The sequence below is a fragment of the Phreatobacter cathodiphilus genome (assembly GCF_003008515.1).
GTDB lineage: Bacteria > Pseudomonadota > Alphaproteobacteria > Rhizobiales > Phreatobacteraceae > Phreatobacter > Phreatobacter cathodiphilus.
In genome coordinates, this window is sequence record NZ_CP027668.1 from 596209 (window position 1) to 622081 (window position 25873).

At 69.4% G+C, this 25873-nt stretch carries 33 protein-coding genes; 25 read left to right on the forward strand and 8 right to left on the reverse strand.

Annotated features, from left to right (window positions below; translation table 11 throughout):
• The first annotated feature begins 95 nt into the window (after positions 1–95).
• The gene (locus C6569_RS02940) at positions 96–815 is read left to right on the forward strand and encodes a cytochrome c oxidase assembly protein (RefSeq protein ID WP_106747431.1); all 720 of its coding nucleotides are present in this window, start codon (positions 96–98) and stop codon (positions 813–815) included.
• Positions 812–1303: a CopD family protein gene (locus C6569_RS02945; protein WP_106747432.1), complete on the forward strand. Its 492-nt coding sequence runs from the start codon at positions 812–814 to the stop codon at positions 1301–1303. The genes C6569_RS02940 and C6569_RS02945 overlap by 4 nt, the downstream gene beginning before the upstream one ends.
• Here the strand turns inward: C6569_RS02945 and C6569_RS02950 are convergent.
• The gene (locus tag C6569_RS02950) at positions 1273–1794 is read right to left on the reverse strand and encodes a DUF2231 domain-containing protein (RefSeq protein WP_425440697.1); all 522 of its coding nucleotides are present in this window, start codon (positions 1792–1794) and stop codon (positions 1273–1275) included. The genes C6569_RS02945 and C6569_RS02950 overlap by 31 nt on opposite strands.
• Here C6569_RS02950 and C6569_RS02955 point away from each other — a divergent pair.
• The 3 genes from C6569_RS02955 to C6569_RS02965 are packed head-to-tail and all read left to right on the forward strand — an operon-like array spanning position 1780 to position 5263.
• Entirely contained in the window at positions 1780–2454 is a 675-nt protein-coding gene (locus tag C6569_RS02955) for a cytochrome c oxidase subunit II (protein WP_106747433.1), read from the forward strand. The two genes, C6569_RS02950 and C6569_RS02955, sit on opposite strands and share 15 nt — an antisense overlap.
• Positions 2451–4955, forward strand: a complete 2505-nt coding sequence (gene ctaD / locus C6569_RS02960) for a cytochrome c oxidase subunit I (RefSeq protein WP_106747434.1) — start codon at positions 2451–2453, stop codon at positions 4953–4955. Before C6569_RS02955 ends, ctaD begins: the two co-directional genes overlap by 4 nt.
• A complete protein-coding gene (locus tag C6569_RS02965) occupies positions 4940–5263 on the forward strand; it encodes a hypothetical protein (protein ID WP_106747435.1) in 324 nt (107 codons plus the stop codon). Before ctaD ends, C6569_RS02965 begins: the two co-directional genes overlap by 16 nt.
• 16 nt (positions 5264–5279) lie before the next feature.
• Here the strand turns inward: C6569_RS02965 and C6569_RS02970 are convergent, their stop codons facing one another.
• From C6569_RS02970 to C6569_RS02980, 3 genes are read right to left on the reverse strand one after another with little or no spacing between them, the layout of a single operon-like run.
• Positions 5280–6503 carry a cytochrome c gene (locus C6569_RS02970; protein WP_106747436.1) on the reverse strand — a complete coding sequence of 408 codons (1224 nt, stop codon included), beginning with the start codon at positions 6501–6503 and terminating at the stop codon, positions 5280–5282.
• Complete coding sequence (locus C6569_RS02975) at positions 6500–8257, reverse strand: GMC family oxidoreductase (protein ID WP_106747437.1); 1758 nt, start codon at positions 8255–8257, stop codon at positions 6500–6502. Before C6569_RS02975 ends, C6569_RS02970 begins: the two co-directional genes overlap by 4 nt.
• 26 nt (positions 8258–8283) lie before the next feature.
• Positions 8284–9021 (reverse strand): gluconate 2-dehydrogenase subunit 3 family protein, encoded by a 738-nt coding sequence (locus C6569_RS02980; RefSeq protein ID WP_106747438.1) that lies wholly within the window; start codon positions 9019–9021, stop codon positions 8284–8286.
• Positions 9022–9208: 187 nt separating this feature from the next.
• On the opposite strand from C6569_RS02980, the gene C6569_RS02985 reads away from it, so the two are divergent.
• From C6569_RS02985 to C6569_RS03035, 10 genes are all read left to right on the forward strand, one after another.
• Positions 9209–9580 (forward strand): hypothetical protein, encoded by a 372-nt coding sequence (locus tag C6569_RS02985; protein WP_106747439.1) that lies wholly within the window; start codon positions 9209–9211, stop codon positions 9578–9580.
• A gap of 17 nt (positions 9581–9597) precedes the next feature.
• Entirely contained in the window at positions 9598–10149 is a 552-nt protein-coding gene (locus C6569_RS02990; RefSeq protein ID WP_106747440.1) for a general stress protein, read from the forward strand.
• Positions 10150–10244: 95 nt separating this feature from the next.
• Positions 10245–10817: a DNA-3-methyladenine glycosylase gene (locus tag C6569_RS02995; protein WP_106747441.1), complete on the forward strand. Its 573-nt coding sequence runs from the start codon at positions 10245–10247 to the stop codon at positions 10815–10817.
• Positions 10818–10871: 54 nt separating this feature from the next.
• Entirely contained in the window at positions 10872–11783 is a 912-nt protein-coding gene (locus tag C6569_RS03000; protein WP_106747442.1) for a manganese catalase family protein, read from the forward strand.
• 142 nt (positions 11784–11925) lie between these two features.
• Positions 11926–12210, forward strand: coding sequence for a YodC family protein (locus tag C6569_RS03005; protein ID WP_106747443.1), 285 nt, complete (start codon positions 11926–11928; stop codon positions 12208–12210).
• A 473-nt stretch (positions 12211–12683) separates the two neighbouring features.
• A complete protein-coding gene (locus C6569_RS03015) occupies positions 12684–12911 on the forward strand; it encodes a hypothetical protein (RefSeq protein WP_106747445.1) in 228 nt (75 codons plus the stop codon).
• Between the two features lie 115 nt (positions 12912–13026).
• Positions 13027–13290 carry a DUF6894 family protein gene (locus C6569_RS03020; RefSeq protein ID WP_106747446.1) on the forward strand — a complete coding sequence of 88 codons (264 nt, stop codon included), beginning with the start codon at positions 13027–13029 and terminating at the stop codon, positions 13288–13290.
• Positions 13290–14018 (forward strand): Crp/Fnr family transcriptional regulator, encoded by a 729-nt coding sequence (locus C6569_RS03025; protein WP_106747447.1) that lies wholly within the window; start codon positions 13290–13292, stop codon positions 14016–14018. Before C6569_RS03020 ends, C6569_RS03025 begins: the two co-directional genes overlap by 1 nt.
• A gap of 74 nt (positions 14019–14092) precedes the next feature.
• Positions 14093–15760 carry a sensor histidine kinase gene (locus C6569_RS03030; RefSeq protein WP_106747448.1) on the forward strand — a complete coding sequence of 556 codons (1668 nt, stop codon included), beginning with the start codon at positions 14093–14095 and terminating at the stop codon, positions 15758–15760.
• A gap of 115 nt (positions 15761–15875) precedes the next feature.
• On the forward strand, positions 15876–16409 hold the full coding sequence (locus tag C6569_RS03035) for a CinA family protein (protein WP_245898309.1): 534 nt from the start codon (positions 15876–15878) through the stop codon (positions 16407–16409).
• 15 nt (positions 16410–16424) lie between these two features.
• Here C6569_RS03035 and C6569_RS03040 read toward each other — a convergent pair whose 3' ends face one another.
• Positions 16425–16928: a YciE/YciF ferroxidase family protein gene (locus C6569_RS03040; RefSeq protein WP_106747450.1), complete on the reverse strand. Its 504-nt coding sequence runs from the start codon at positions 16926–16928 to the stop codon at positions 16425–16427.
• Positions 16929–17076: 148 nt separating this feature from the next.
• Here C6569_RS03040 and C6569_RS03045 point away from each other — a divergent pair, with 148 nt between their 5' ends.
• Positions 17077–17310 (forward strand): hypothetical protein, encoded by a 234-nt coding sequence (locus C6569_RS03045; protein WP_106747451.1) that lies wholly within the window; start codon positions 17077–17079, stop codon positions 17308–17310.
• 61 nt (positions 17311–17371) lie between these two features.
• Here C6569_RS03045 and C6569_RS03050 read toward each other — a convergent pair whose 3' ends face one another.
• Positions 17372–17668 (reverse strand): hypothetical protein, encoded by a 297-nt coding sequence (locus C6569_RS03050; RefSeq protein ID WP_106747452.1) that lies wholly within the window; start codon positions 17666–17668, stop codon positions 17372–17374.
• A 160-nt stretch (positions 17669–17828) separates the two neighbouring features.
• Between C6569_RS03050 and C6569_RS03055 the strand changes: the two genes are divergently transcribed.
• Positions 17829–18188 carry a hypothetical protein gene (locus tag C6569_RS03055; protein ID WP_106747453.1) on the forward strand — a complete coding sequence of 120 codons (360 nt, stop codon included), beginning with the start codon at positions 17829–17831 and terminating at the stop codon, positions 18186–18188.
• On the opposite strand, the gene C6569_RS03060 is transcribed toward C6569_RS03055, so the two are convergent.
• Together C6569_RS03060 and C6569_RS03065 are read right to left on the reverse strand one after the other, a co-directional pair.
• Positions 18185–19417 carry a potassium/proton antiporter gene (locus C6569_RS03060; protein ID WP_106747454.1) on the reverse strand — a complete coding sequence of 411 codons (1233 nt, stop codon included), beginning with the start codon at positions 19415–19417 and terminating at the stop codon, positions 18185–18187. The genes C6569_RS03055 and C6569_RS03060 overlap by 4 nt on opposite strands.
• Before the next feature lie 197 nt (positions 19418–19614).
• On the reverse strand, positions 19615–19875 hold the full coding sequence (locus C6569_RS03065; RefSeq protein ID WP_106747455.1) for a hypothetical protein: 261 nt from the start codon (positions 19873–19875) through the stop codon (positions 19615–19617).
• Between the two features lie 186 nt (positions 19876–20061).
• On the opposite strand from C6569_RS03065, the gene C6569_RS03070 reads away from it, so the two are divergent.
• The 8 genes from C6569_RS03070 to C6569_RS03105 all read left to right on the forward strand — a co-directional run bounded on the left by C6569_RS03070 (position 20062) and on the right by C6569_RS03105 (position 25870).
• On the forward strand, positions 20062–20901 hold the full coding sequence (locus C6569_RS03070) for a transporter substrate-binding domain-containing protein (protein WP_106747456.1): 840 nt from the start codon (positions 20062–20064) through the stop codon (positions 20899–20901).
• A 13-nt stretch (positions 20902–20914) separates the two neighbouring features.
• Positions 20915–21592, forward strand: a complete 678-nt coding sequence (locus C6569_RS03075) for an amino acid ABC transporter permease (RefSeq protein WP_106747457.1) — start codon at positions 20915–20917, stop codon at positions 21590–21592.
• Positions 21592–22257: an amino acid ABC transporter permease gene (locus C6569_RS03080; RefSeq protein ID WP_106747458.1), complete on the forward strand. Its 666-nt coding sequence runs from the start codon at positions 21592–21594 to the stop codon at positions 22255–22257. Before C6569_RS03075 ends, C6569_RS03080 begins: the two co-directional genes overlap by 1 nt.
• A 3-nt stretch (positions 22258–22260) precedes the next feature.
• On the forward strand, positions 22261–23043 hold the full coding sequence (locus tag C6569_RS03085) for an amino acid ABC transporter ATP-binding protein (RefSeq protein ID WP_106747459.1): 783 nt from the start codon (positions 22261–22263) through the stop codon (positions 23041–23043).
• Positions 23044–23056: 13 nt separating this feature from the next.
• The gene (locus C6569_RS03090; RefSeq protein WP_106747460.1) at positions 23057–23968 is read left to right on the forward strand and encodes an aminotransferase class IV; all 912 of its coding nucleotides are present in this window, start codon (positions 23057–23059) and stop codon (positions 23966–23968) included.
• Positions 23965–24660 carry a GntR family transcriptional regulator gene (locus tag C6569_RS03095; RefSeq protein WP_106747461.1) on the forward strand — a complete coding sequence of 232 codons (696 nt, stop codon included), beginning with the start codon at positions 23965–23967 and terminating at the stop codon, positions 24658–24660. The genes C6569_RS03090 and C6569_RS03095 overlap by 4 nt, the downstream gene beginning before the upstream one ends.
• A gap of 101 nt (positions 24661–24761) precedes the next feature.
• Positions 24762–25256, forward strand: coding sequence for a peptidase associated/transthyretin-like domain-containing protein (locus C6569_RS03100; RefSeq protein WP_181313887.1), 495 nt, complete (start codon positions 24762–24764; stop codon positions 25254–25256).
• Positions 25257–25261: 5 nt separating this feature from the next.
• A complete protein-coding gene (locus C6569_RS03105) occupies positions 25262–25870 on the forward strand; it encodes a ferric reductase-like transmembrane domain-containing protein (RefSeq protein ID WP_106747462.1) in 609 nt (202 codons plus the stop codon).
• Positions 25871–25873: the final 3 nt, after the last annotated feature.

Here is a 25873-nt window from a genome sequence, read left to right on the forward strand (position 1 = left end):
AATCCAAGCTCGCGCGTTGAGCCGCTGATGGTGACCGGCAGGGCGGGGTTTACGATGGCGAGGAGGCGGACAGGGCTCTGCGGGGCGGGCCCGTGATGGCACGCGCCGCCATCCCCTATTGCGGCCTGGCCCCGGTGCCGGCGGACCTGTGGACCCGCTGGAATCTCGATCCCCTGCTGCTCGCCGCCCTGCTCGCCCTCCTCGTGATCGGCCTGCGCCACGGCGCCGCGGGGCGCCGGCCATGGGTCTTCCTCGCCGGCTGGTGCGGACTGGTCCTGGCCTTCGTCTCCCCCTTCTGCGCGCTGACGTCGGCTTTGTTCTCCGCTCGCTCCGCCCATCACGTCCTGCTGGTGGTGGTGGTGGCGCCGCTTCTCGCGCTCGCGCTCCCTGCCCGTGTCGGCCCGGCCCGGACGGGCGCGGCGCTGGTCGTCTCCAGCGCGGTCCTCTGGATGTGGCACGTGCCCGCCCTCTACGAGAGGGCCCTGGCGAGCGACGTCCTCTACTGGCTGCTGCAGCTCGCGCTCCTCGTAGCCTTCGTCTGGTTCTGGCACGAGGTCCTGCGAGGGACGCGTCCGGTCGGCGCGCTGCTCGCCATCGGCGCCGGCGCTGGCCAGATGGGGCTTCTCGCCGCGGTTCTCACCCTCGCGCCCGAGCCTCTCTATGCCGCCCACGCCGTCGCCCCCGTCGCGTGGGGCTTGAGCCCGCTGGCGGACCAGCAGCTCGGCGGCCTGCTCATGTGGGTCCCCGCCTTCCTGCTCTACGGCCTCTTCGCCCTGGCGCCCGCGCGCGGCGCGCTGCGGGAGCTGGAGGCATGATCGCGCTGCTCAAGTTCGTCCACATCGCGGCCCTCGCGGTGTGGTGCGCCGGGCTGCTGATCCTGCCGCTACTGCTCACCGGGTCGCATGTGAGGACGCCGCAGCCCAAGGCGGCGCGGATGCGCATCTTCGCCCACAACGCCTACAATTACTGCGTCAGCCCCGCCGCCGTCGTCGCCACCGTCGCCGGCGGCAGCCTGATCTTCGCCCGCGAGCTGTTCCAGCCCTGGCTCTTCGCCAAGCTCGGCTTCGTCGGCGCCCTCGTGGTCATCCACGCCTATCTCGGCCATTGCGTGGTGGAACTCGGCGAGAAGGGGCGCTTCAGTCCGCTCGTCCACCCCTTTCTCGTTCTCGCCGCCGCCTTCGCGGTGATGACGGCCGTCCTTCTCCTGGTCCTCGCCAAGCCGGTGATCTCACCCGACCTGGTGCCCGACTGGCTGCGCGTGCCGCTGAACCGTCAGCTCCCCTTTCCGACGGTGCCGAGTTGATAGTCGAAGACGAGTTTGCCGCCATGCCAGCCCGTCAGCCCGGTAAAGGCCAGACACAGGGCCGAGAGCAGGATGCCCCAGGGCAGCACCGCCTGCTCGAAGCCGGAGAGGCGCAGGCCGAAATTGGCGCCCATCATCGAGAGCAGCACCACAGCGAGGGTGAAATGGGTCCAGCTCGCAGCGCGGGCCCGGATGCCCGGCACCATCAGCAGTTCCACCGTTCCCGAGACGCCAGCGGCGAGGCCCATCAGGAAGCCCATGCCGATGGCCCAGAGGCCCGCCCGTGCCCAGAAGGCGTCGCCGGTCCACCAGTAGAAGAGGTCGGCGCCGAGGGTGCAGACCGTCAGCGCGATCGGGAAGGCAACCAGCATGGCGTGGATCGGGTGGCCCGCGATGGCGATGCGGGTCTCCTTGTCGTCGAGCGTCTGGGGGGTGTGGAGAGGATCGAGATCGGCGTCCCTCTGCCTGCGCTGGTCATGGGTGCTCGTCACGCTGTCCTCGTCGGTGTCGCTGCGGTTCTGGGCGGCTGCGCGGGCCCGTTGTCGGCCCTCGATCCGGCGGGCCCGGCGGCCGGCGGCATCCTGCAGATCTTCCTCGTGCTGATGGCCATCGCCGTTCCGTCGTTCCTCGTCATCATCGGGCTCTTCGCCCTGTCATTCAAAGACGCTCGCGGCCGGCGGGTTCCCGTCCGCCTGTTCCTGATCGGCGGCGGCCTCGTCTTTCCGCTCGTCGCCCTGAGCTTCGTCACCGTCTACGGCGTGCTGCTGGGCGAGCGGATCACCGCCGCCGGCGTGACCCCGGCTTTGAGGGTGGAGGCACGGGCGCAGCAATGGCGATGGCACTTCACCCGCGACACGGCGGCTGGTCCCGTCACCCGCGCCGACATCCTGGACATTCCCGCCGGACAGCCCGTGGAGGTGATGATCTCGAGCGCCGACGTCATCCACAGTTTCTGGGTGCCCCGCCTCGGCGGCAAGATGGACGCCGTTCCAGGCTCGCGGAACCGGATGATCCTGCGCGCCGACACCCCCGGAACCTATCGCGGCGTCTGCGCCGAATTCTGCGGCACCGGCCACACCGCCATGGGCTTCTCCGTCGAGGCCCACGACCCCGCGGCCTGGGCCGCCCTCACCGCCGGACGGACGCCATGAACGCGCTGCACCGCCACCAGGCGCTCGACGCCGTCTGGAGAACGCCGCCGGGCCTGCGCGGCGTCCTCGTCAGCGTCAACCACAGCGATCTCGGCAAGCGGTTCATGATCGCCGCCTTCGCCTATTTCGCCATCGGCGGCGTCCTCGCCATGATGATCCGGGCGCAGCTCTCTTCGCCGCGATCCGCCTTCGTCGGCGCCGAGATCTTCAATCAGCTGTTCACGATGCACGGCAGCCTGATGATGTTCATGTTCGCCATTCCCTTCTTCGAGGGACTGGCGCTCTACATGCTGCCGAAGATGGTGGGGGCACGCGATCTCGCCTTTCCCCGCCTCTCGGCCTTCGGCTGGTGGTGCTATCTCTTCGGCGGTTTCATCCTGCTGACCGCCATGGTGCTGGGCCTCGCCCCCGACGGTGGCTGGTTCATGTACACGCCGCTCGCCTCGCGCGCCTTCACGCCCGGCATCAATGCCGACGTCTGGCTGCTCGGCATCACCTTCGTCGAGATCTCCGCCGTCTGCGCCTCCGTCGAGCTCACCGTCAGCATCCTCAAGATGCGGGCCGACGGCATGCGCCTGTCGCGGATGCCCATCTTCGCCTGGTACATCCTGGTCACGGCGCTGATGATGGTGGTCGGCTTCCCGCCGCTCATCCTCGCCTCGACCCTGCTGGAGCTCGAGCGCGCCTTCGGCTGGCCCTTCTTCGACGTCGCCAAAGGCGGCCATCCCCTGCTCTGGCAGCACCTGTTCTGGCTCTTCGGCCACCCCGAGGTCTACATCATCTTCCTGCCCGGTGCCGGGGTCATCTCCATGGTGTTGCCGGTCATGGCCCGCCATCCGCTGATCGGTTACGGCTGGATCGTGGGGTCCATCCTCGTCCTCGGGTTCTTCAGCTTCGGCCTGTGGGTGCACCACATGTTCGCCACCGGCATCCCGCATCTGGCGCTGGCCTTCTTCTCCGCCGCCTCCACCCTGGTCGCGGTGCCCACCGTGGTGCAGATCTTCGCCTGGCTCGCCACGCTCTGGGCCGGCCGGCCGGTCCTGCGCCTGCCGATGCTCTACATCGGCGGCTTCTTCGTCGTCTTCCTGATCGGCGGCCTCACCGGCGTCATGCTCGCGATCGTGCCCTTCAACTGGCAGGTCCACGACACCGCCTTCGTCACCGCCCATCTCCATTATGTGCTCATCGGCGGCTTCGTCTTCCCGATGATGGCGGGGATTTACTACTGGCTGCCGCGAATCACCGGTCGGGTGACCAATCCCTCCCTGGGTGCCCTCGCATTCTGCCTCGTCTTCGCCGGCTTCAACGTCACCTTCCTCGTCATGCATCTGACGGGCCTCATGGGCATGCCGCGGCGGGTGTTCACCTACGATTCCGGCCTCGGCTGGGACATCCCCAACTTCATCTCCTCGCTCGGCAGCTTCGTCATGGCCTTCGGCTTCGCCGTCGCGCTCATCGACATCGCCCTCGCGGTCAGGTTCGGGCGCCGGGCGCCGCGCAATCCCTGGAAGGCGGAGACGCTGGAATGGGCCATGCCGAGCCCGGTACCCTCCTACAATTTCGCCAGCCTCCCGACGGTCACCGGCCGCCGGCCGCTCGAGGACGACCCCGGTCTCGCCCACCGCCTCGCGGCGGGGGAGGGGCATCTGCCCACGCCCCGAGACGGCCTGCGCGAGACGCTCGGCGTCGACATGCTGACCGGCCGGGTCACCGAGATCGTCATTCTGCCCGGCAATTCGCCCCTGCCCATCGTCACCGCGCTCGCCGTCGGCAGCTTCTTCCTCGCCATGCTCTTCGGGCTCTACTGGCTGACGCCCGTATCCGTCCTTGCCGTCGTGGTGCTGGTCTGGCTCTGGGCGGCGGCCATCGGCGCGCGGCGCGACGTCGGCCCGCTGGACACCGGCGGCGGCGCCGTCGTTCCGCCGCATCACGAGGCGGCCGAGGCGCCGGGCTGGTGGGGCAGCGTCTTCACACTCGTCGCCGATGCCAGCTTCTTCATGTCGCTCATCTTCGGTTATGCCTTCCTCGCGACGGTCGCCCCGGGCTGGCCGCCGCCGCGCCTCTTCACCCCGTCGATCGCACCGATCCTCCTGGCCGTGGCGGCCCTTCTTCTCGCTCTCGCTGCCGGACGCCACGCGCTCCGCACCGTGATGGCCGGCCGGAGTGCCCCCGCGGCCTGGAGTGCGGGCCTGGCGGCGGGAGCGACCGCCCTCGCCCTCGCCGGCCTCCTCACTGCGGGCTGGTGCGGCGGCCTCTCGGCGGGGTCCCACGCCTATGACGCGGTGACCTGGGTGCTCGTCGCCTATGCCGCCGTCCATCTCGCCGTCGCCGGGCTGATGCTCGCCTTCGTCGCCCGGCGCCTCGTCGGCGGCTGGGGTTCCGCGCTGCGCAGCCTCGAGATCAGGGTCGCCTTGATGTGGAGCGCCTATGCCGCCTTCGCGACGGTCGCGGTGATCGTCGCCGTCGCAGGTCCGGGAGGCTCGTCATGGCGCTGGTGGTGAAGGTTCTCGCAGGACTTCTCCTCTGGGGAGCCGGCTTCTCCATCCTCTACGCGCTGCATGGCCTCGGCTGCGGCCTCGGCTGGACCGACCTGCGCATCGGCCCGCTGAACCTCCTTCAGGCGGTCCTGATCGGCACCTGGATGGCGTTGCTGGCGATGGCCACGGCCTGGGCCTGGTTCCTCTGGCGGAGCGGCGGGCCGGCCGAGTCGGCGTTCCTGCGGACGGTCGGGCTGGTATCGGCGCTGACCGGCCTCGGCGGGCTCTTCTTCACCGGCGCACCGGTGCTGCTCCCCGCCCATTGCCTCTAGAGCCGCGGCGGCGCGTTCAGTGCGCCGCCGTCTCCTTCAGCGTCTGGCGCAGGCTCCGCACGGTGTCCTCGGTCACCGGAGGGGCGTCGTTGCCCCAGCTCGCGCGCACATAGCTCGCCACGGCGGCGATCTGCGCGTCCGTCAGTTTCCACGCGTAGGACGGCATGCTGAGCGGGGTCGGGCGGGCCTGGGTCGGCACCGAGCGCGCGCCTTCCAGCAGGATGCGGATCACCGTGGTGGGATTGGGATCGCGCACCTTGTTCGAGCCGGCGAGCGGGCCGAAGAAACGCGGCACGCCCGTTCCGTCCGCCCTGTGGCAGGCGCTGCAATTGTCCGCATAGATGGCCCGACCTGCCGTCATCACGCTCTCGGCGGGCTTCGTCGCCGCGCTGCGGGCGGGGCTGTCGAGGCTGCGCAGATAGACCGCCATGGCCTTGAGGTCGGCCTCGGTCATGAGCTGCGTCGAATATTCGATCACCTCGGACATGATGGAGACGGCGGCCGTGTGGGCGTTGCGGCCGGTCTTCAGGTATTCGACGATCTCGGCATCCGACCAGTGGGCGATGCCGCCGTTGCGCCCGGCGCGGATGTCGGGCGCCGCCCAGTTGTCGAGCTCGCCGCCCTGGAGATGGCGGCTCCTGCGGTCGGCGCCGACGAGGTTCTTGTCCGTGTGGCAGGCGCCGCAATGGCCGGGGCCCTCGACGAGATAGGCGCCGCGATTCCATTCCGGGGAGCGCGCCGGGTCGGGCTGGTACACCCCCGGCGTGAAGTAGAGCAGGTTCCAGCCGGCCATCAGCCGCCGCCACGACAGAGGGAAGGGCAGCGAATTGGGCGGCGACTCCTTTTCGACCCGCGGCAGCGCGGCGAGATAGTCGTAGACAGCGTCCACGTCCTGCCGCGGCATCTTCGTGAAGTGCGGATAGGGAAAGGCGGGGTAGAGGCGCTGTCCGTCCCGCCTGATACCCTGATGGACCGCCCGCCAGAAGTCGTCCTTGGTCCAGCGCCCGATGCCGCTGCGCTCCGCGAAGGTGATGTTCGGCGCGTGGATCGTGCCGAAGGGCGTCGGCATGGGCCGACCGCCCGAATAGGGCGCCTCTCCGGGTACGGTGTGGCAGCCCTGGCAGTTGCCGGTGGCGGCGATGTAGCGCCCGCGCTCAACCTGCGAATAGCTGGTCGTCTGGGCGAGGCCGGCGGTGGACAGCGCCGCGAGGGCGGCCGTGGCGAGGAAGAGCGATCTCATGCCTGCACCAAGGGGCCGGGGTTGCGCAGGTACTGGCTGCGAATGGCAGCGGCGGCCCAGAAGGTGAGCGCCGCGACCGTCGCCGTCGGATTGTAGCCGGCGTTCTGCGGGAACACGCCGGCGCCCATGACGAAGAGGTTCGGCACGTCCCAGCTCTGCAGGTAGCGATTGACGACGCTGTTGGCCGGCGTCGTTCCCATGATCGTGCCGCCGGTGTTGTGGGTCGTCTGGTAGGGCATGGAATCGTAGGGACCGTCGCGCAGCACGACCTTGACCTCGCGTCCTCCCATGAGCCGTGCGATGTCCGTCGCCCGCGCCGAGAGAAAGCGCGCCATGGCCCGGTCGTTGGGCGTGAAGTCGTAGGTCATGCGCAGCAGCGGCTGGCCATAGGCGTCCTTGTAGGTGGGATCGAGGTCGAGGGCGTTGGTGGCGTAGGCCATGGAGGCGCCGTGGGCGCCGACCGTGGTGGAGGTGAGGAAGTTGTCGGCCACCGCCGCCTTCCACTGCGAGCCCCAGGTGGGGGTGCCCTCGGGCGTCCTGTGGGTCTCGATGGGACGCGCGTTGGTCGTCCAGTTGGCGATGTAGCCGCCGCCGATGAAGCCGAGCCCGGTATGGTCGAAATTGTCGCCGTTGTACTCGTCCACCGCGGCGCCCAGCGCGCCGGCGCCGACGAAGCCGTTGGTGAACTTGTCGTCGTAGAAGACCTGGGCGGCCGCCATGACCTGGTAGCAGTAGTTCTTGCCGACCAGCCCTTCGCCGGTGGCGGGGTTGTAGACCTCGCCGATGCCGGAGAGCATCATCAGCCGCGCGTTGCTCAGCGGATAAGCGCAGAGGATGACCAGCTCGGCCGGCTGTTCGTAGCGGTTCCCGTCCAGGTCGATATGGGTGACGCCCGTCGCCCGGCGTCCCGTGTTGTCGCGGGTGATCGACAGCACCTCGTTCTGCACCTTCAGGGTGAAATTCGGCTTGCGCATCAGCACGGGCAGGATGGTGGTCTGGGCGCTCGCCTTCGAATAATTGCCGCACCCGTACTTCTCGCAGAACCCGCAATAGCTGCAGGGCGCGAGCTGGGCTCCGAGCGGGTTCACGTACGGGCGGGTCAGGTTGGCGGAGGGGCCGGGGAAGGGCTTCAGGCCGAGCTGTCGCGCGGCGTGGATGAACTGGTTCTGGGAGAAGGTCATGTGCATCGGCGGATTGGGATATTCCGCGCTGCGCGGCCCTTCGAACGGGTTCCCGCCCTCGACGATCTCGCCGCGCAGGTTGCCTGCCTTCCCGCCGATGCCGCAGAGCTTGTCGAACCGGTCGTAGTGCGGCTCCAACTCGTCATAGGTGACGCCGTAGTCCTGCACGGTCATGCCCTCGGGCAGGGCGCCGTAGCGGGCGGTGTTGTGCGATTGCGCCGCGAAGTCGCTCGGCAGGAAGCGCCAGGTCTGGCCGTTCCAGTGTACGCCGCCGCCTCCGACCCCTTCGCCCGGCAGGAACGAGCCCCAGCGCCGCATCGGCCGCGCCACCTGGTCCCTGTTGTTGCGGAAGGTCAACGTGTCCCGCGCGTTGCTCTGGAACATCTCCTTGCGCCAGTACCAGCGCAACTCGTCGGGCGCCGTCGTCGGCGGGAAATGAGTCGGCGTGTCGCGCCAGGCGCCGCGCTCGATGGCGAGCACCTGAAGCCCGGCATCGGTGAGCTCCTGGGCCATGATGGCGCCCGTCCAGCCGAAGCCGACGAGCACCACGTCCACGGGCGGCAGCTTTTTCATCCGGAATGTCCTCGTCTGCAGGCGCGTCAGCGCGGGGTCCAAGCCGGGCCGCCCTTGAGCCCGACGGGCTCGAGGGTCACACGCTGGCCGTTGTGGTCGAGATAGGGGCGGTAGTCGTAGCGGGCGCCCGGAAAGCCCACGAGGCGCCAGCCCACCATGTCGCGGTTGCCGCCATAGAGCGGGTCGCAGAAGAAGCCCTCGATGGCGTTCTCGTGAACCAGGCCGAAGAAGGCCTTGGCGGGCACGCCGTCCGGCAGCTCGAACTCACCCTTTTCCATGGCCGCCAGCACGGAGTCCTGCGTCGCGGCGTCGAGGTCGGCGAAGACGCGGCCGCCGTGCCGCTCGCGACAGGCGGAATCCAGCGCCGCAATGCCCCGGCGGTAGAAGCCGGCCGGCGGCTCCTCGAACTGATAGCCCTGTTCCGGCGTCGACGGGCCGAAAGGGCCCTGCATGTACCAGCGCTCGCCGCGCCCGTAGAAACCGGCGAGCTGGTTGTCGATGAAGTCGATGACGCCGGCCTCGCGGGCGCCGGGGCCGCGGGCATCGCTGGGAATGAGACGCTCGACCATGGCGCTGACACAGCGCCGCTCCTGCGGGGTCAGGAACCTCGCGCCGTCGAAGGGATAGGGAGAATCGACCCGGCCGGGCGTCCAGGGCACATGACCGCGGATGGTTCGCGCCAGGCCCGGGGTCGCCGCCGCGGCGAGGGTCGCCGGGATGGTGAAGGCGAGAACATGCCGTCGTGACCAGTCGCCCGTCGCCATTCCATACCTCCTGCATCGACAGGGCGGTAACGCGGGGTTCCGAACGGCTGTTCCTGAAAAGCAGGGGTCCATGGTGTCGCAGTGCGGGAAATCTCCTTCGCGCCCGGCGAGTGGAAAAATTTCCCCGATAGGAACCCCGGCAGGACGAGTCCGTTGTCCCCACACTGTCAACGGAGGCTCTCCAAGAATGAAGACGATCCTTTCGGCTGCTGCCGCTCTGGCGATCGCCGGCACGGCGGCACTCGCCCAGACCACCGCCCCTGGTACCACCCCGCCGGCTGCCCCGACCACGACCCCGTCGGCCCCGGCTCCCGGCGCCGGCACACCCTCCGCCCCGGCTGCGACCACGACGGCCCGCGCCGTCAACGCCGCTCCGCTGGAGAACGGCGCCAACAGCTTCACCGAAGGCCAGGCGAGCGAGCGCTTCCGCGAGGCGGGCATCACCGGCGTGACCGGCCTCGCCAAGGACGACAACGGGGTCTGGCGCGGTCGCGGCCAGTACCAGGGCCGCTCCGTCGAGATCGGCCTCGACTACCGCGGCAACATCCAGGCCCGATAACAGGAAAGATCAATCACATGGAACAGTCAGTCACGGCGATCTTCGACACCTATGCCGCCGCGTCCCAGGCCGTCGAGCGCGTTCGCCGAGAAGGCGTCGCCGATCGCGACGTCTCCATCATGTCCAACGACACCTCGGTTGAGCGCTCCCAGTATGGCGACTACCGCCATGATGCCGATTCCGAGGCCGGCACGGGTGCCGGCACCGGCGCCACCATGGGTGCCGTCGCCGGCGGAGCCGCCGGCCTGATGGCCGGCATGGGCCTGCTCGCCATTCCCGGCCTCGGCCCGGTGGTTGCGGCTGGCTGGCTCGCCGCCACGCTGGTCGGCGCCGGCGCCGGTGGAGCGGCCGGTGGTCTGGTCGGCGCCCTCGTCGGCTCCGGCATGTCCGAGGACGAGGCGCACGGCTATGCCGAGGGCCTGCGCCGCGGCGGCACCGTGGTGACGGTGCGCGTGCGCGACGGCGGCAATGCCGCCCGCATCCGGCAGGTGCTGAACGAGGGCTCGTACGACATCAACGAGCGTTCGCAGACCTGGCGCGGCGAGGGTTGGGCCGGCCGCTCGACCTGATCCCTGCGACCACTGTGGCGGGGGAGGGCCCCCGTCGATCATCTTCGGCCCGGACGGCACGACGCCGCTCCGGGCCGTTTCGTCGAGACAGCCCCATGGACCTTCTCGACCGTCTCCGCGACGGCTCCCTGGCTGATCCCGTGGCGCTGGCTTCCGCGCTGATCGGCTGGCACTTCACCGTCGACGGCGTCGGCGGCACCATCGCCGAGACGGAGGCCTACAGCCGCGACGACGCCGCGTCGCACAGCTTCCGCGGCCCGAGGACGGCCAACGCCGCCATGTTCGGTCCGCCCGGAACCATCTACGTCTACAGGTCCTACGGTCTGCACTGGTGCCTGAACATCGTCAGCGCCCCTGGTGCCGCCGTGTTGCTGCGGGCGCTGGTACCCACGGACGGTCTCGACGTCATGGCGGCGAGGCGGGGCGAGGGGCCCTCCGAACGCCTCTGCGCCGGGCCCGGCCGGCTCGCCCGCGCCCTCGGCGTCACCGGCGCCCACGACGGGCTCTCCGTCTTCGAGGCGCCGTTTTCGCTCCTGCCCCTTCTCGACGCTCCGACGGTGGTGTCGGGTCCGCGCATCGGCATCAGCCGGGAGACGGACAGGCCATGGCGGTTCGGTCTCTCGGGGAACCGATCGCTCAGCCGGCCCTTCCCCCCAAGCGGGCTTTAGGAACGACCGCCGCAACGGATGGTTGTTCCAGCATCCCGGCTCAGGAGAAGCTTCATGTTCATGCGCATCGACAAGCTGCAGGTCGAGTTACCGGCTCCCAAGGCGGCCGACCCCAATGCGGCCAGCGCGCTTCAGCAACTGCTGGGCGGAAAATACGGGGAGATGTCGACGCTCGGAAACTATCTGTTCCAGAGCTTCAACTTTCGCTCCAAGTCCAAGCTTCGCCCGTTCTACGGTCTGGTTGCGGCGATTACGGCCGAAGAACTGGGCCATGTCGAACTCGTCAGCAACGGGATCGCCATGCTCGCCAACGGGCCCGACGACGAGATCGTCGGCCCGGGAGATCCGTCGGACGCGCCTTACGAGTTCATGAAGGACGTGCGGTCGGTCAGCGGCTTTGCCTCCCATGCCGGCGGCGCGATGCCGGTGAACGCCAACAGCATGAGCTGGAACGCCGATTTCGTAACCACCACCGGGAACGTGATCTTCGACCTGCTGCACAATTTCCACCTCGAGTGCGGCGCCCGTCTCCACAAGCTGCGCGTCTACGAGACGCTCAGCGATCCGACCGGCCGCGAGGTCTGCGGCTATCTGCTGGTTCGCGGCTCCGTCCACGCCCATGCCTATGCCCTGGCGCTGAAGCAGCTCACGGGTGTCGACATCGAGAAGATGCTCCCCGTTCCGAACATTCCGCTCGACCGCATCCCGGAATGCCAGAAGTATCTGGACGAGGGCTCGCACCGTCGCCTCTACACCTTCAGCGAGACCGACTATCGCGAGATCGCTGGCGTCTGGGCCGGCGAGGCGCTGCCGACCGATCCCGCTGGAGAGCTGGAGGTCGTGGAAGGCATGCCCGAGGGCGGCAAGATCCACGACCTGGAGGGCGAGCCCAACGTCTTCGCTCCGGACTATGCGCCGGAGGAGATGTACGAGATCGCCGCCAAGCTGTTCAAGAAGTCCAGGTGACATCGCCTCGCTCCGGGCCGCTGCCGACGGCCCGGAGACTGCTCGTCGATAAACGTGTGTTAGTGCGCCCGGCTTCATGAAGGGCCAACATTGCAAAATGGCTTCCCACCGCAAAAGTCGCGAATTCTGGCTGAGACCTTTGATGGCCACAGCCGCGCCCGAGCGCCAATTCAGTCCCGGCGACTGGGTCCAGGTGCGCTCGGGCGGCGCACCTATGGAACTCGTCGGCTATGAGGAGAACGGCGACGTGCTCTGCAGGCTCGGCGAGCGAACCTTCGCCATGCCGGAGCTGCTGCTGCGCGCCCTCGGGGAAAAACCGCGGCGCCGCGGGCGCAAGCCGGGCATCAGCCCGGCCAAGTTGACCGCCGACTCCACGCCGGCCGCGGAGCCTGCCGGCGCCGAGGGGGAGGCCCGCGCAAAACAATAGCGCCGCCCGAACATCGGGCGGCGCTTCCGGACAAACCTGGTCGTTCAGCGCGAACGGCGCCGCATGCGCCGACGCCGGCGGGTGCGCCGCATGCGCGGAGCGACGGTCGGCGCGGTCGGATTGGGAGCGGCGCGTCCCCGGGAGGAGCTGCCCGCACCGGTATCCTGGCCGCCGCCGGCACCGCCGCTCCCGGCCCCGCCCGCCCCGCCTCCGCCAGCCTGCATCTCGATCGGGGCGGCCACGGCTGCGCCGGTCGCGGCCACTGCGAAGAGCGCGGCCGAGAGAGCGAAGAAATTCCGTCTGGTCTGCATCATGTTTCCTCCGGACCGGACGGGTTCGTCCGGTATGGAGGGAAAACGCGCCCGGTCACGCGATGTTCTTCAGCCGAGAGCGCGGCAGCCCTGCAGGACCCTTTTGGAACCGCGGGCGACACCGGTGGTTGCCGTCGCTCTCTCTCCAGCACGGACAGCGACATGGCCCCCTCCGACGTCTACCACCTCGCCGAGCTCGACCAGATGATCGAAAGACTGCGAGCCGATCTTCGCGACATCAGCGAGCGTGCCGCCAGCGCCGACGGGAACGCCAGTGAGGAGCGGCTCGCCGACATGCTGGCCACCCAGGAGGCGCGCCTGCAGGACCTGCTCGCCAAGCGCGAGGAGATCCTTGCCAAGGCGGAGAAGGGCGGGCGGGACGCCGGCTGAGAACCCGCCGCCCGGCGCCGGGAAAGGTGCCTCTGAGGAACAGCGTCTGTTGCCAATCGTTTCCCACGGGATGCTTCAATCACACCAAATCCTTTCCGGCTCCGGAGTCGATGCGATGGCGAGCTATCTCTTCGATCTCGATGAAGACGGGTCTTCCCTTCCCGCGGAACAGTCTCTCGACTTTCCCACCTCTCAGGCGGCCTGCAGCGAGGCCGTCCGTGCCTTGAGCGAAATGATGGCGGAGACCCTCCTGTCCAACGGCCACAGCCGCTATCTCTGCATCACCGTCCGCAACGGCGTGGGCGCCGCTATCTTCCGCGCCTCGCTGAAATATGACGCGCAGACGCTCTGCAGCGGTACGCGCCCCGAGCCCGAGTAATGGCTGAGTCGCTCCTCCAGCCGCTGGTCGCCGCCCTGTCGGTTCGCGACGATCTCACCGCCGACGAGGTGCGGGCCCTTCACGAACTGCCGGTGCACCTGCGCTCATGCCCGCGCGGCTCGGAGATCGTCGCCGACCATACACGGCCCGGCCGCAGCTCCCTGGTGATCGAGGGCATGTGCGGGCGTGTCGTCCAGGCGCGGGAGGGACGGCAGATCACGGCCGTCCACGTTCCCGGCGATTTCGTCGATCTCCACTCGCTGCTGCTGAAGGTCATGGACCACTCGGTCATCGCACTGAGCGACTGCCAGGTCGCCGCGGTGCCGCACGGCCACCTCGTCGCGCTCGGCGAGCGGTTCCCCCATCTCAGCCGCCTCCTGTGGCTCTGCACCGTCATCGACGGTGCCATCCAGCGCAGCACGATCGCCAATATCGGAAGACGGTCGGCCATGCAGCGGCTCGCCCATCTCGTCTGCGAGCTCCACATGCGGCTGAGCATTGTCGGCCTCGCCGCGCCAAACGGTTTCACCTGCGCGTTCACCCAGACCGATCTCGGCGATATCCTAGGCCTGTCCGCCGTGCACGTGAACCGCACAATCCGGGACCTCAGGAACCGCAAGCTCCTGTCCTGGTCCGGCAGCCAGGTGCTCTTCGCGAGTTTCGAGAGCCTTGCCGCTTTCGCCGACTTCGACCCCACCTACCTCAACCTGCAGAAGGAACCCCGCTAGCCCGGGCTCGGGCTTAACAAAAAGCAATCCACGTCGTCCGTCCCGCCGGTATCGTTCCCGGCGATGGAGGATGCATGAGCATTCGGCGGCGCCTGTTCGTACTCGGTGGCATCTTTCTCGTTCCCGTCCTCGGGGTGGGGGCCTGGAACGAGTATGCCGACCATGTCGAGAGGGAACGGCAGGTCCGCGAGAGCGTCGCCCAGGAAGCCCGCTATGTGGCCTCCGAGTTCGAGCGTCTGCTGGACGGCGCGCGCAGTCTCGTCGAGACCATCGCTCACGTGCCGGTGGTCCGGCAGGGCGAATGGGCGGCTTGCGCCGAACTCCTCACCACCCTGCGGCCCTTCAATGCCGGGGTGCTCGCCCTGGCGGCCACGGATGCGGCCGGCACCGTCATGTGTGCCTCCGACCAGCCGGCCGGCGCCAGCCTGCCGTCGGTGGCCGATCGCCCGCATGTCCAGCTCGCCCTGCGGCAGGAGACCTTCGTCGTCGGCGGCTATGCCTACGGCCGCCAGACGGCGGGCCACGCCCTTCACGTGGCGGTGGTGCGCCGCGACGTCGCCGGCGCCGCGGCGGGCGTCGTCTTCGCCACCATCAGCCTCGACTGGATCGCCGGCCGCTACGCCCGCTCGTCGTGGAGCGAGGATCACGTGGTGACGGTCGCCGACGCCGACGGCAGGATCCTGATGCGCCAGCCGGATCACCACCGCTTCGTCGGCAGGGCCATCCCCGAGGCCACCTGGTCCGGCCTGCGCCGGCTCTCCGGCAACGGCAGTTTCGAGGATGTCTCACCGCTCGACGCGGTGAGGCGCATCGTCGGCTACGTCGCGAAGGCGGGCCCGTCCCCCGGCCTGTTCATCGGCGTCGGCGTCAGCCGTCAGAGTGCCTTCTCCGATCTCCATGCGGCCACCCAGCGCGCCGTTCTGGGCTCCCTCATCGGCCTCCTCGCCGCCTTCGGCTTCGCCTGGATGACGGCCCGCAACCTGATCACGCGACCGTTCCGCCAGATTCTCGGGGCGGCCCAGTCCCTCGCCGCCGGCAGGCTCGACGCCCGCTCGCCGGTCGCCGGCCGCGGTGAGTTCGGTCAACTGGCGGAGGCCTTCAACGTCGTCGCAGACCGGCTGACGTCGGAGATCCGCGGCAAGGACATGCTGCTGCGCGAGCTCAGCCACCGGGTCATGAACAGCCTGCAGATGCTCAACTCCACCGTCATCCTGCAGCAGCGCGCGGTGAAGGACGAGCGCACCCGGGAACTCCTCGGCCAGATCGGCGGCCGCGTCATGGCCATCGCCGAGGCCTATCGGCAATTGCACAGGGTGGAGGGGGAGGACGTGATCGATCTCGGCGATCTCATCGCCCAGGTCGCCGAACAGACCTGCCACTCCCTGCTCGCCGATGCCGGCCGGTGCCGCGTCACCGTGGCGCCGCTGACCCTCACTCCGGACAGGGCGATCCGCGCCGGCCTCATCGCCAACGAGTTGGTGATGAACGCCATCAAATACGGCGGCGGGCCGCAGGCCGCCGTGAGCGTAGACTTCACCTCCGAGGCCGGCTGCGCGGTCCTGACGGTCCGCAACGGCAAGGTCGAAAGGGAAGGGCAGGCCGGTGGAGGATTCGGAACGCGCATGGTGTCCCTGCTGGCCACCGACCTCGGCGGAACAGTCGAGATGCGCGACGACGCAGGCGATGCGGTCGTGACGCTCCGCTTCCCCGTCAGCTCGGCTCCCCTGGCCCCTGCTCCCTGACGGGTGCGCTCATAGGAACGGCGGCGCGCTCCGTCTGTTGTTCGTTCAGGCCGGGCAGGGGCCCGCGCACAGGCGAGGCTGCGGGCAGACGATGACGGATCTTGTAGAAGTGGTGATGGAGGCCTTGAGGGACCGTGACTGGACCCTCGCGTGCGCGGAATCCTGCACCGCGGGCCGCCTGGCCCAGACGCTCGCCAGCGGACCCGGCGCTTCCAGGATCTTCCTCGGCGGCGTCGTCGCCTACACCCCCTCCACCAAGGAACGCGTGCTCGCCGTGCCGGCCGAGATGCTCGAGCGGCCGGAGGGCGCCGTCAGCGAAGACGTGGCAGTTCAGATGGCGAGAGGTGCGGCGGACTTGACCGGCGCCGATCTTGCCCTGGCGACCACCGGTGTCGCCGGCCCGTCCTCCGATGAGGAGGGAAACCCGGTCGGCCGCGTCTATATCGCCCTGCACGACGCCACGGCCGGTGACGCCGAGGGTGCCGTGCGGCGTTTCGATTTCGGTGACATCGGTCCCAAGGAGGTCGTGGAGCGCACCGTCGATGCGGCGCTCATCCTGCTCGCCGGCCATCTGGCGGCGCAACCCCACGAGCGATCGGCGCGGCAGGCCCAGCCGGGCCGCCGCAGCGGCGAGGGCGGCGGGTCGTGACCCGCCGCCGTCTGTTCAGGCCGCCTTGCGGTTGACCGCGCTGACGGCGATGTCGGTCAGCTTCTCGTCGGCCGCCTGCTCTTCCTTCAGCGTCTTCTCGAGTTCGGCGGCGCAATCAGGCCGGCCGAGCTGCCTGGCCCAGGCAACGAGAGTGCCGTACCGGGTCATCTCGTAGTGCTCGACGGCCTGGGCGGCGGCGATCAGGGCTGCGTCGAGGACCCGCTTGTCCTCCACCTCGCCGGCCACCTCCTCGGCCTCCTCGATGATGCCGTCGATGGCCGGGCAGTCCTGACCCTTGACGGCGGCGCCGTGCATCCGGAACACCGCCTGCAGACGCGTGATATGGGTCTCGGTCTGCTTGCGGTGGTCCTCGAAGGCCTGCTTGAGCTGGGGATCGGTCGCCTTGTCGATCATGCCCGGCAGTGCCTTCAGGATCTGCTGCTCGGCGTAATAGATGTCCTGCAGCTGATGGACGAACAGGTCGTCCATGGTCTGGATGTCTTTGGAAAACCAACCCATGACAGTCCTCCTCTGTGGTGGATGGTCTGCCAGAAACCGCTTGCGCCAGGCGATGTTCCTCTTGGGAGGGCGGAGGGAACCGGCCGACGCGCTGGCCCGTTCCCTTGCCGAGGACCCGCGACGGGCCCCTAGCACGAGGAGGTGGAGCATGACCGACGACCGCATCCCGGGGTCGGAGGAGCCCCGGATCACGCGCCACAACGGTACCAAGCCCCAGGCGGGTGACGGCGCGTTCGCTGTCCCCGGCGCCGCCGGGCGTCCGGACACGGGCGACCGCCGCGGCGAGGACTACGTGGAAAGCCAGCCGGGAGGCCGGCGCGACGACCTCGTGGATCGGGCCAATCGGCCGCCGGGGCGCCGGTCGGGCGGCGGGCAGGACTGAGCGTCCAGGCTCTTCGGGTTACCGGCATACCGAGCCAATGTCGCCGCAGAACAGTTCGTTCCTACTCGCCCTGCGGCGTGCGCCCGTCGGGATGACTGCCGTCGGCGGGTCGGCTGTCGTGGATGAAGCGGTCGAGCATGCAGCCCGCCTCCTTGTGATCGCTGCGGCTCACCACCGCCCGGCCGCCGGCGGGGAAGATCTCGCTCTCCTCCAGCGACGCGTCGAGGTAGCCGTGCCTGGCCGCCCAGTCGTGGAAGGCGAGGCGCAGCGCGTCGTACCGGCTGAGGCCGGGGTGCTGCTCGGCGATGAAGGCGTCGAGCGCTCTCAGAAGATCTTCGGAAAGGAACCTGTCGATCATGCGTCAGCCTCTCGGGCATGTCGGACGCGCGGTGAACGCGGCTGGGGCGCCGAGGTTCCCGACACTCGCCTTGTTGTCATCCTTCCGGAGGCTGCCGTGGGTTCGGCGAAGCGGGGAACTACACCTCGCCTGAGGCGTCTGTTGAGGTGAGGAGGCAGTCATGGCCGATCGCATCGACGCACAGACGGAAAAGGCGAACCGCAGCGAGTTCGCCAACCAGTCGGAAGTTCCCCGCAACGACCGGGTGCTGCTCGAGACACCGGGCGGGACCAGTGCCGAGAAGGAGCCCGGCGAGGAGAGCCTCGTCGATGCCGAGGTCAGCGGCATCTCCACCGCCCGGCCCACGAGCGACGTCACCGGCGTCGCGGATTCCGGCACGGACGAGGAAACCTCGGACGGCCTCACCTCCACCGAGGAATCCCTGCGCCAGGCGGCGGAGGACACCCCGCTCGGCGAACGCGATCCGACGCTGGACGACGGGCCGGTCTTCGACCGGCACGACGCCCCGCCGCGGATCTAGCCGGGGCTCTGGGCGCCGTCCCGGCCCGGCGCGGGTAAGGCGCCGGTGATGCCGAGCAGGCGGGCGGCGAGGCCGATGGTCGGTCCCTGGATGACGCTCGACACCACCACCACGAAAAAGACGATGTTGAAGATCGTCTGCGCGCCTTGGATCCCCGCAACGATCGGGAACGTGGCGAGGACGATGGGCACGGCGCCCCTGAGCCCCGCCCAGGAGATGAACAGCTTTTCCCGCCAGTGGAAGTCGCGGAAGGGCGCCAGGCTGACGAAGACGCTGAGTGGCCGCGCGATGAGCATCAGGACCGCAGTGATGGCGAGGCCCGGCCCCGCCACGGCGGGCAGTTGCGCGGGGAAGACGAGCAGACCCAGGGTGAGGAACATGACCACCTGTGCGAGCCAGGCGGCGCCATCCTGGAACAGCGAGATGGACCGCTTGCCCGGGAAGTCCTGATTGCCGGCCACGATCCCCGCGATGTAGGCGGCGAGGAAGCCGTTGCCGCCCGCAATGCCGGCGAGCCCGTAGCCGAGCAGGGCGGCGCCCACCGAAACCACCAGCGCCAGACTCCCGACCTGAAGGCGCACGTGTCGCAGCAGGGCGGGCAGGCCCATCCCGACGGCCCAGCCGACGGCCGCCCCCACACCCATCTGGACGAAGAAGCTTGGAACCAGCCCCGACACCCCGGCGGCCGGCGCCGTGATCAGCAGGATGCCGGCGCCGACCAGGAAGATGGCCATCGGGTCATTGGAGCCGGATTCCAGCTCGATGAGCCCGCAGGCGCGGTTGTCGAGCGGCAGCCCGTGCGAGCGCATGATGGCGAAGACCGCCGCCGCGTCGGTCGAGGCGATGACCGCGCCGAGCAGGAATCCCTGCAGGGGCGTGAAGTCCAGGAGAAGAACCGCGGCGACGGAGACCACTGCCGCGCTGATCGCCACGCCGACCGTCGCCAGCACGAAAGCCGGCCTTATCACCCCGCGCACCATCGACCAGTCGGTATCGAGCCCGCCTGAGAACAGGATGAAGACGAGGCAGGCGACACCCACGGCCTGCGCTGCCCCGTAATTCTCGAACGCGATGCCGCCCGGGCCGTCGGACCCGGCCACCATGCCGAGGGCGAGGAAGCCGATCAGTGCCGGGAGGCCGAACCGGCTGGAGAGATTGCCCGCGAGGACGGTGAGAAGGAGCAGCGCCCCGAGGGCGAAGAAGAGGAGTTCGGGGGAGGGGGATGCCATTCTGTCCATCGAGCGGGCGGACCCGCCCTCCGCAAGAGGAACTTGTGTGCCGGGGGTGGCCATTGTGCCGCAGGCCCGAGACGCCCCCTCCGGTGTCCATGCCGCGCTGAACGGACGTCAGCCGCTCCGGCCCGGCAAGCCCGCGACGACCGAACGCTGGCTCCACGCCGACCCTGTCCCTCGGGATTGCCGGACGGTCAGGCCGGATCGGGTTTGTTGGAGGTCCGGTCCGGCAGGGCGTCCACGGCGGCGTCGACGCCCTCGTCCTCGCCGGTCGCACCGCGCTTCAGGACCTTCGTCGCAGCCTCGTCCTTGGCGCGCGGATCGGTCTCCAGCGGGGCGGTGTCCGAAGTGGCCGTGAGGCCGACATCCGCGGGCTTCTTGCCGTCGGCGCGGGCCGCTTCGGCGAAGGTGGCGAGTGCTTCCGGCTGCTGGCCTTCGCTTTTGGCAGTGCTCATCGTCATCCCCCTGTGAAATCGCAGCGTCGAGGGCCCAACGGTAAGGTCGGCATTATGTTCCCGACGTGAGGGGAGCGGAGGTCCGTCGGGGCGAAAATGGCAGATTGTTGACAATCGACAATGTGCCCTGTTCACTCGGCCTCCGAGCCGGTCCGGCTCCGCGACGACGCGACCTGGAGGGGATCCATGACCATCGACCGACGCAGTTTCGCCTCGGCTCTCGCAGTGACGGCGGGCGGCGCCCTCCTCGGCGTGCCGGCCTACGCTCAAGGCGGCGGCACGCTCGACCAGGTGAAGCAGCGCGGCTCCCTCCGCGTCGGCGTCACGCAGGCCCCGCCATGGTACTCCAAGGACGCGCGCACCGGCGAGTGGTCTTCGGGCGTCGGCGTCTCCCTCGGCAAGGCCATGGCCGCCGCCCTCAACGTGCGGTTCGAGCCGGTCGAGGTCACCTGGGGCACCGCCGTCGCCGCCCTTCAGGCCAACCGCATCGACATCATGTTCGTTCTCGACGCGACGCCCGAGCGCGCCCAGGCCGTCGACTTCCCGAAGTCGCCGCTGCTCTACTATTCGCTCGCCGTCCTCGCGAAGGACGATCTCGCCGTGCGCACCTGGGAGGACCTCAACAAGCCCGAGGTCCGCATCGCCGTGCCCCAGGCGACCAGCATGGACCGCTTCCTCACCGCCGAAGTGTCGAAGGCCGCCATCCAGCGTTTCCCCGGCAATACCGAAGCCATCGCCGCCTTCCAGTCCGGCCGCGTCGAGGCCGTCTGCCTGTTCCATCCGCCGCTGATCGCCGCGCGCCAGCGCCTCGGCTCGGGCAAGATCGTCGTGCCGCAGCCGACCCAGTCCAACCCGTCGAGCGCCGCCGTGCGCAAGGGCGACACGGCCTTCGTGGAATGGGTCGACGCCCGCATCGTCGAGTACTACCGCACCCGGCAGATCCAGACCTGGTACGAGGAGTTCCTCACCGGCTTCGGGCTGGATCCGAAGGCGGCGCCGCCGATCATCAAGGAAATGCTCGGCTGACGCGGCACCGGCCATGTACGCCTGGGATTTCGGCCCCGTCCTCGCCAACGGCGACCTGCTCTGGGCGGGGCTGCGCAGCACGCTCGCCCTGACGGCGGTGGCGCTCGCCGGCGGCTTGCCGGTGGGCCTCGCTCTGGCGCTGGCGCGACTGTCGGGGGCGAAGTCGCTGTCCGTCCCGGCTGGCATCGTCATCGAGGTGTTTCGCACCACGCCGCCGCTGGTCCAGCTCTTCTGGTTCTATTTCGGCCTGCCCATCGTCGTGAACGTCGAGATGACGCCCTATCTGGCGGCGGCCCTCACCTTCACCATCCAGTCCGGCGCCTTCTTCGCCGAGATCTTCCGCGCCGGCATCGTCTCCGTCGACCGGGGCCAAAGGGAAGCGGCGCGCGCCATCGGCATGAGCCCGTCCCAGACCATGGTGCGGGTGGTGCTGCCGCAGGCGGTGAAGCGCATGTTCCCGGCCATGATGGAGCGCTCCATCGAGCTGATGAAGACGACGACGCTGGTGGCGACCGTCTCCTATGCGGACCTGCTCTACCAGGCGAACGAACTGGCGCAGAAGACCTTCCGGCCCCTCGAGGTCTTCACCGCCGCTGCCCTCATCTACTTCGTCACCATCTCCTTGTTCAGCGCCCTCGGCGCGCTCCTCGAACGGCGCATGGCGGCGAGCGGCGAAATGGCGGCGCGCTGATGGCCTATCGCTGGGACTTCGCCCCGATCCTCGACAACTGGCAGGCCCTCGCCATGGGTGCCGTCGGTACCGTGCGCCTCTTCGCCATCTGCCTCGTCCTCGGCCTCGGCTTCGGCCTCCTCGTCGCGCTGGCGCGCCGTTCTGCCCACGCCCCGCTGCGCTGGCTCGCCGTCGCCTTCATCGAGTTCTTCCGCAACACGCCGGTGCTGGTGCAGATTCTCTGGTTCTATTTCGCCCTGCCCATGCTGGTGCCTGTGGAGATCACCCCGTTCGGAGCCGCCATCCTCGGCATCTCGCTCAACTCGGCCGCCTATTCCGCCGAGATCTATCGCGGCGGCATCCAGTCCATCGAGCCGGGACAGTGGGAGGCGGCCCGTTCCATCGGCATGAGCGGCCTGCAGACGCTGCGCCGCATCGTCCTGCCGCAGGCGTTGCGCCGGGTCCTGCCGGCGCTCACCAACCGCGGCATCGAGATCTTCAAGATGACGACGCTGGCTTCCGCCGTCTCCTATGTCGAACTCCTCCACCAGGGCAAGCTGGTGGCGTCCCTGAACTTCAACCCGCTGGAGGTCTACACGGTCGTCGGCGCCCTCTTCTTCCTCTTCCTCTACCCGCTGGTGCGCGCCACCTACGCGCTCGAGCGGCGGCTGGCGCGGAGCGACTGACCCATGGCCGACACGCTTCTCCAGCTCAGGGGCCTCGGCAAGCGCTTCGGCGCGAGCCCCGTCTTCTCCGGCGTCGATCTCGACGTGGAGGCCGGCGACCGCATCGCCATCATCGGCGCATCCGGCTCGGGCAAGTCGACCTTCCTGCGCTGCATCAACTTCCTCGAGCGTCCGGACGAGGGCCGCGTCATCCTCGCCGGCGAGGCGGTGGGGGAAGCGCGCGAGCGCGGCGGCGCGACGCAAATGCGCTATGACGAGAGGGCGCTCAACCGGCTGCGCCAGCGCGTCGGCATGGTCTTCCAGCAGTTCAACCTCTTTCCCCACATGACGGTCGTCGGCAACGTCATGGAAGGGCTCGTCACCGTGAAACGCCTGTCGCGCGATGCGGCGCGGCCGCGCGCCCTCGCAGAACTCGCCCGCGTCGGCCTCGCCGACAAGGCGGAGGCCTATCCGGCGCATCTCTCGGGCGGCCAGAAGCAGCGCGTCGCCATCGCCCGGGCGCTGGCCATGGAGCCTGAGATCCTGCTCTTCGACGAGCCGACCTCGGCCCTCGATCCGGCCCTCGTCGGCGAGGTGCTGAACACCATCCAGTCGCTCGCCGAGGACGGCCGCACGATGCTCCTCGTCACCCACGAGATCGGCTTCGCCTATCACATGGCCACCCGCGTCCTCTTCCTCGCCGAGGGCGGCATCTATGAGCAGGGCACGCCCGACGAGGTGCTCAAGAACCCGCGTCGGCCGCTCACCCAGGCCTTCATCGCCGGCCACCGCCGGTTCAGCTTCTGACAGGAACAGTGCCATGAGCAGCACCGCGGGCAGCGCCCAGGGCTATCTCGACGATCCCCGCAACGAAACCGTGCTCGTCTATGTCGACGGCGCCTTCGTGCCCCGCCACGAGGCGCGGGTCTCCATCTTCGACTCCGGCTTCGTGCTCGGCGACGGCGTCTGGGAGGGGCTGCGCCTGAAGAACGGCCGGCTGATCCAGCTTGATGCCCATCTCGACCGCCTGTTCGAGGGCGCCGGGTCCATCGCCCTCGACATCGGCCGCAGCCGCGAGGAGGTGGCCGCCGCGGTCGCGGAGACGCTCGACCGCAACGGCATGACCGACGGCGCCCATGTCCGGCTCATGGTCACCCGCGGCGTCAAGGCGACGGTGAACCAGGACCCGCGCTTCGTCATCGGCAAGGCGACCATGGTCATCGTCGCCGAGTACAAGACGCCGCGGCCGGAATCGAAGGCCCGCGGCCTGTCGCTCTTCACCTCGACCTTCCGTACCAGCACGCCCGACGTCTTCGACCTCCGCCTCAACTCGCACAGCCGCCTGAACCTCATCCAGGCGCTGATCCAGGCCATCAATGCCGGAGCGGACGAGGCGCTGATGCTCGATCCCCACGGCTTCGTCGCCAGCTGCAACTCGACCAATTTCTTCATCGTCCGCCGCGGCGAACTGTGGAGCTCCACCGGCTCCTACTGCTTCAAGGGGCTGACGCGCCAGGCGGTGATCGACGCCTGGCGGGATGCCGGAGCCGTCTGCCGGGAGAAGGACTTCACCCTCGCCGAGGTCTATGCCGCCGACGAGGCCTTCGTCACCGGCACCCTCGGCGGCGTCACGCCGGTGACGCGCATCGACGGGCGGGTGATCGGCGCCGGTAAGCCTGGCCCGATGACGCAGCTCGCCTCCGAGCGCTACCAGGCCTGGGTCGCCCGATGAGCCGCGCGGCGTCGCCGATCCCCGCGGAACCTATCGCCCAGCTCCGGCGGGCGACCTTCCGCGACCAGATCGCCGAGCGGCTGCGCCACGCCATCATCGACGGCCGCATTCCTCCCGGCGAGGCGGTGACCGAACTTCAGCTCGCCGCCGAATTCGGCGTCAGCCGCGGTCCGCTGCGCGAGGCCATGGGGCAACTCGCCGAGGAGGGGCTGCTGATCACCGTGCCCTACACGGGCACGCGGGTGGTCGACCTCTCGGCCGGCGACATCAGCGAAATCTATTCGCTGCGCACGGCGCTGGAGACGCTGGCGTTTCAGCAGATCTGGCAGCGGCGGACGCCCGCCTTCGCGCGCGCGCTGAAGTCCCGCCATGCCACCCTTCTCGAGGCGCTGCCCAAGGGGGACGGCTATGCCTCCTCCCTGGCCGAGGTGCAGTTCCACTCCACCGTCTACGAATATTGCGGCCACGCGCTGTTGCTGGAGACCTGGCGACGCATCTCGGCGCGCCTCCACCTCTATCTCGCCGTCCATCAGAAGGCCCACGGCCGCTCCGGCCCCCTCGGCGATGCGCACCAGCGCTATGTCGAGCTCGCCCTCGGCGACGATCTCGCGCCGATGATCGCCGAGATCGAGCATCACATGCGGCGCGGCGTCCTGCAGCTCCAGTCCTATCTCGGCGGCCTGACGGCCTGAGGGCGCGGGCCGTTCAAACCGCCGTGATCCCGGTGTGCCGTTCACGGTAAGGCCCTATTCTCCGGCAGAGTGGACAGACCTGGACGCCGAGGAGGACCGCCTTGACCGACGACCGATCGACCCGCCGCCTCTTTCTTGTCCGTAGCGCGGCGCTGGCGGGCGCGGCGCTGACGACCGGCGGCCTCGTCCTGCCCGCCCGTACGCAGGGCCTCGCGCCCACCCCCACGATGCGCGGCGGCGCCAACAACTACATCCCCGGTGCGCCGGTGGTGCAGCGCATCGGCGGCGGCGGCTTCTGGATGACCGGCACCGTGCGGCGGGCCGGCGACGGCGCACCGCTCTCCGGCATCCGCATCCAGATCTGGGCCCATACGACCGAGGGGCGCGAGTCCGACCGCCACAGCCACGGCGCCACCCTGACCGCCGCCGACGGCAGCTTCCGCCTGGAGATGCCGCAGATCGTGCCGGCATTCGGCCAGGCTCACGGTCATCTCGCCTATGAGGGCGAGGGCTTCCGGTCGGTCTTCCTGCGCCCGGTCATGGCCAGCGCCCGCGACACCAGCCTCGCCGCCCATTTCGTGCTGCAGCCGGTCTGAGCCGCTTGCCGACCATCCGGGTCGTCCTGGTCTGGACCGCGCTGGCGGTCGCCATCCTCGTCCCCGTGGTGATCGCGGCGCGCAGCCCGCTGCTCGCCTGGCGGGACGGGGTCTATATCACGGCCGGTTTCGCCGGGATCCTCGGGCTGGCGCTGCTGCTCGTGCAGCCGCTGCTCGCCGGCGGTCACCTGCCGGGCCTCGCGCCGCGCCGGGCGCGGCTGGCCCACCGATGGCTCGGGGTCGTCCTCGTCGCGCTCGTCGTCGCCCATGTCGCAGGGCTGTGGATCACCAGCGCCCCCGACGTGATCGATGCCCTGCTCTTCCAGTCGCCGACGTCTTTCTCGCCCTTCGGCGTCGTCGCCATGTGGGCGGTCTTCGCCACGGCCCTGCTGGCGGCTGTCCGGCAGCGGCTGCGCCTGTCGCCGGCCGCCTGGCGGATCGGCCATACGGCGCTGGCGCTGGTGATCGTCGTCGGCACCATCGTCCATGCGCTGCTGATCGAGGGGGCGATGGGCACCGTCTCGAAGGCCGCCTTCTGCCTGCTGGTCGCCGCCGCCACGGCGCGGCTCGCCTTCGACCTCGCGGTCTGGATGCGGGCGCGTCGGAGGGCTTGAGCG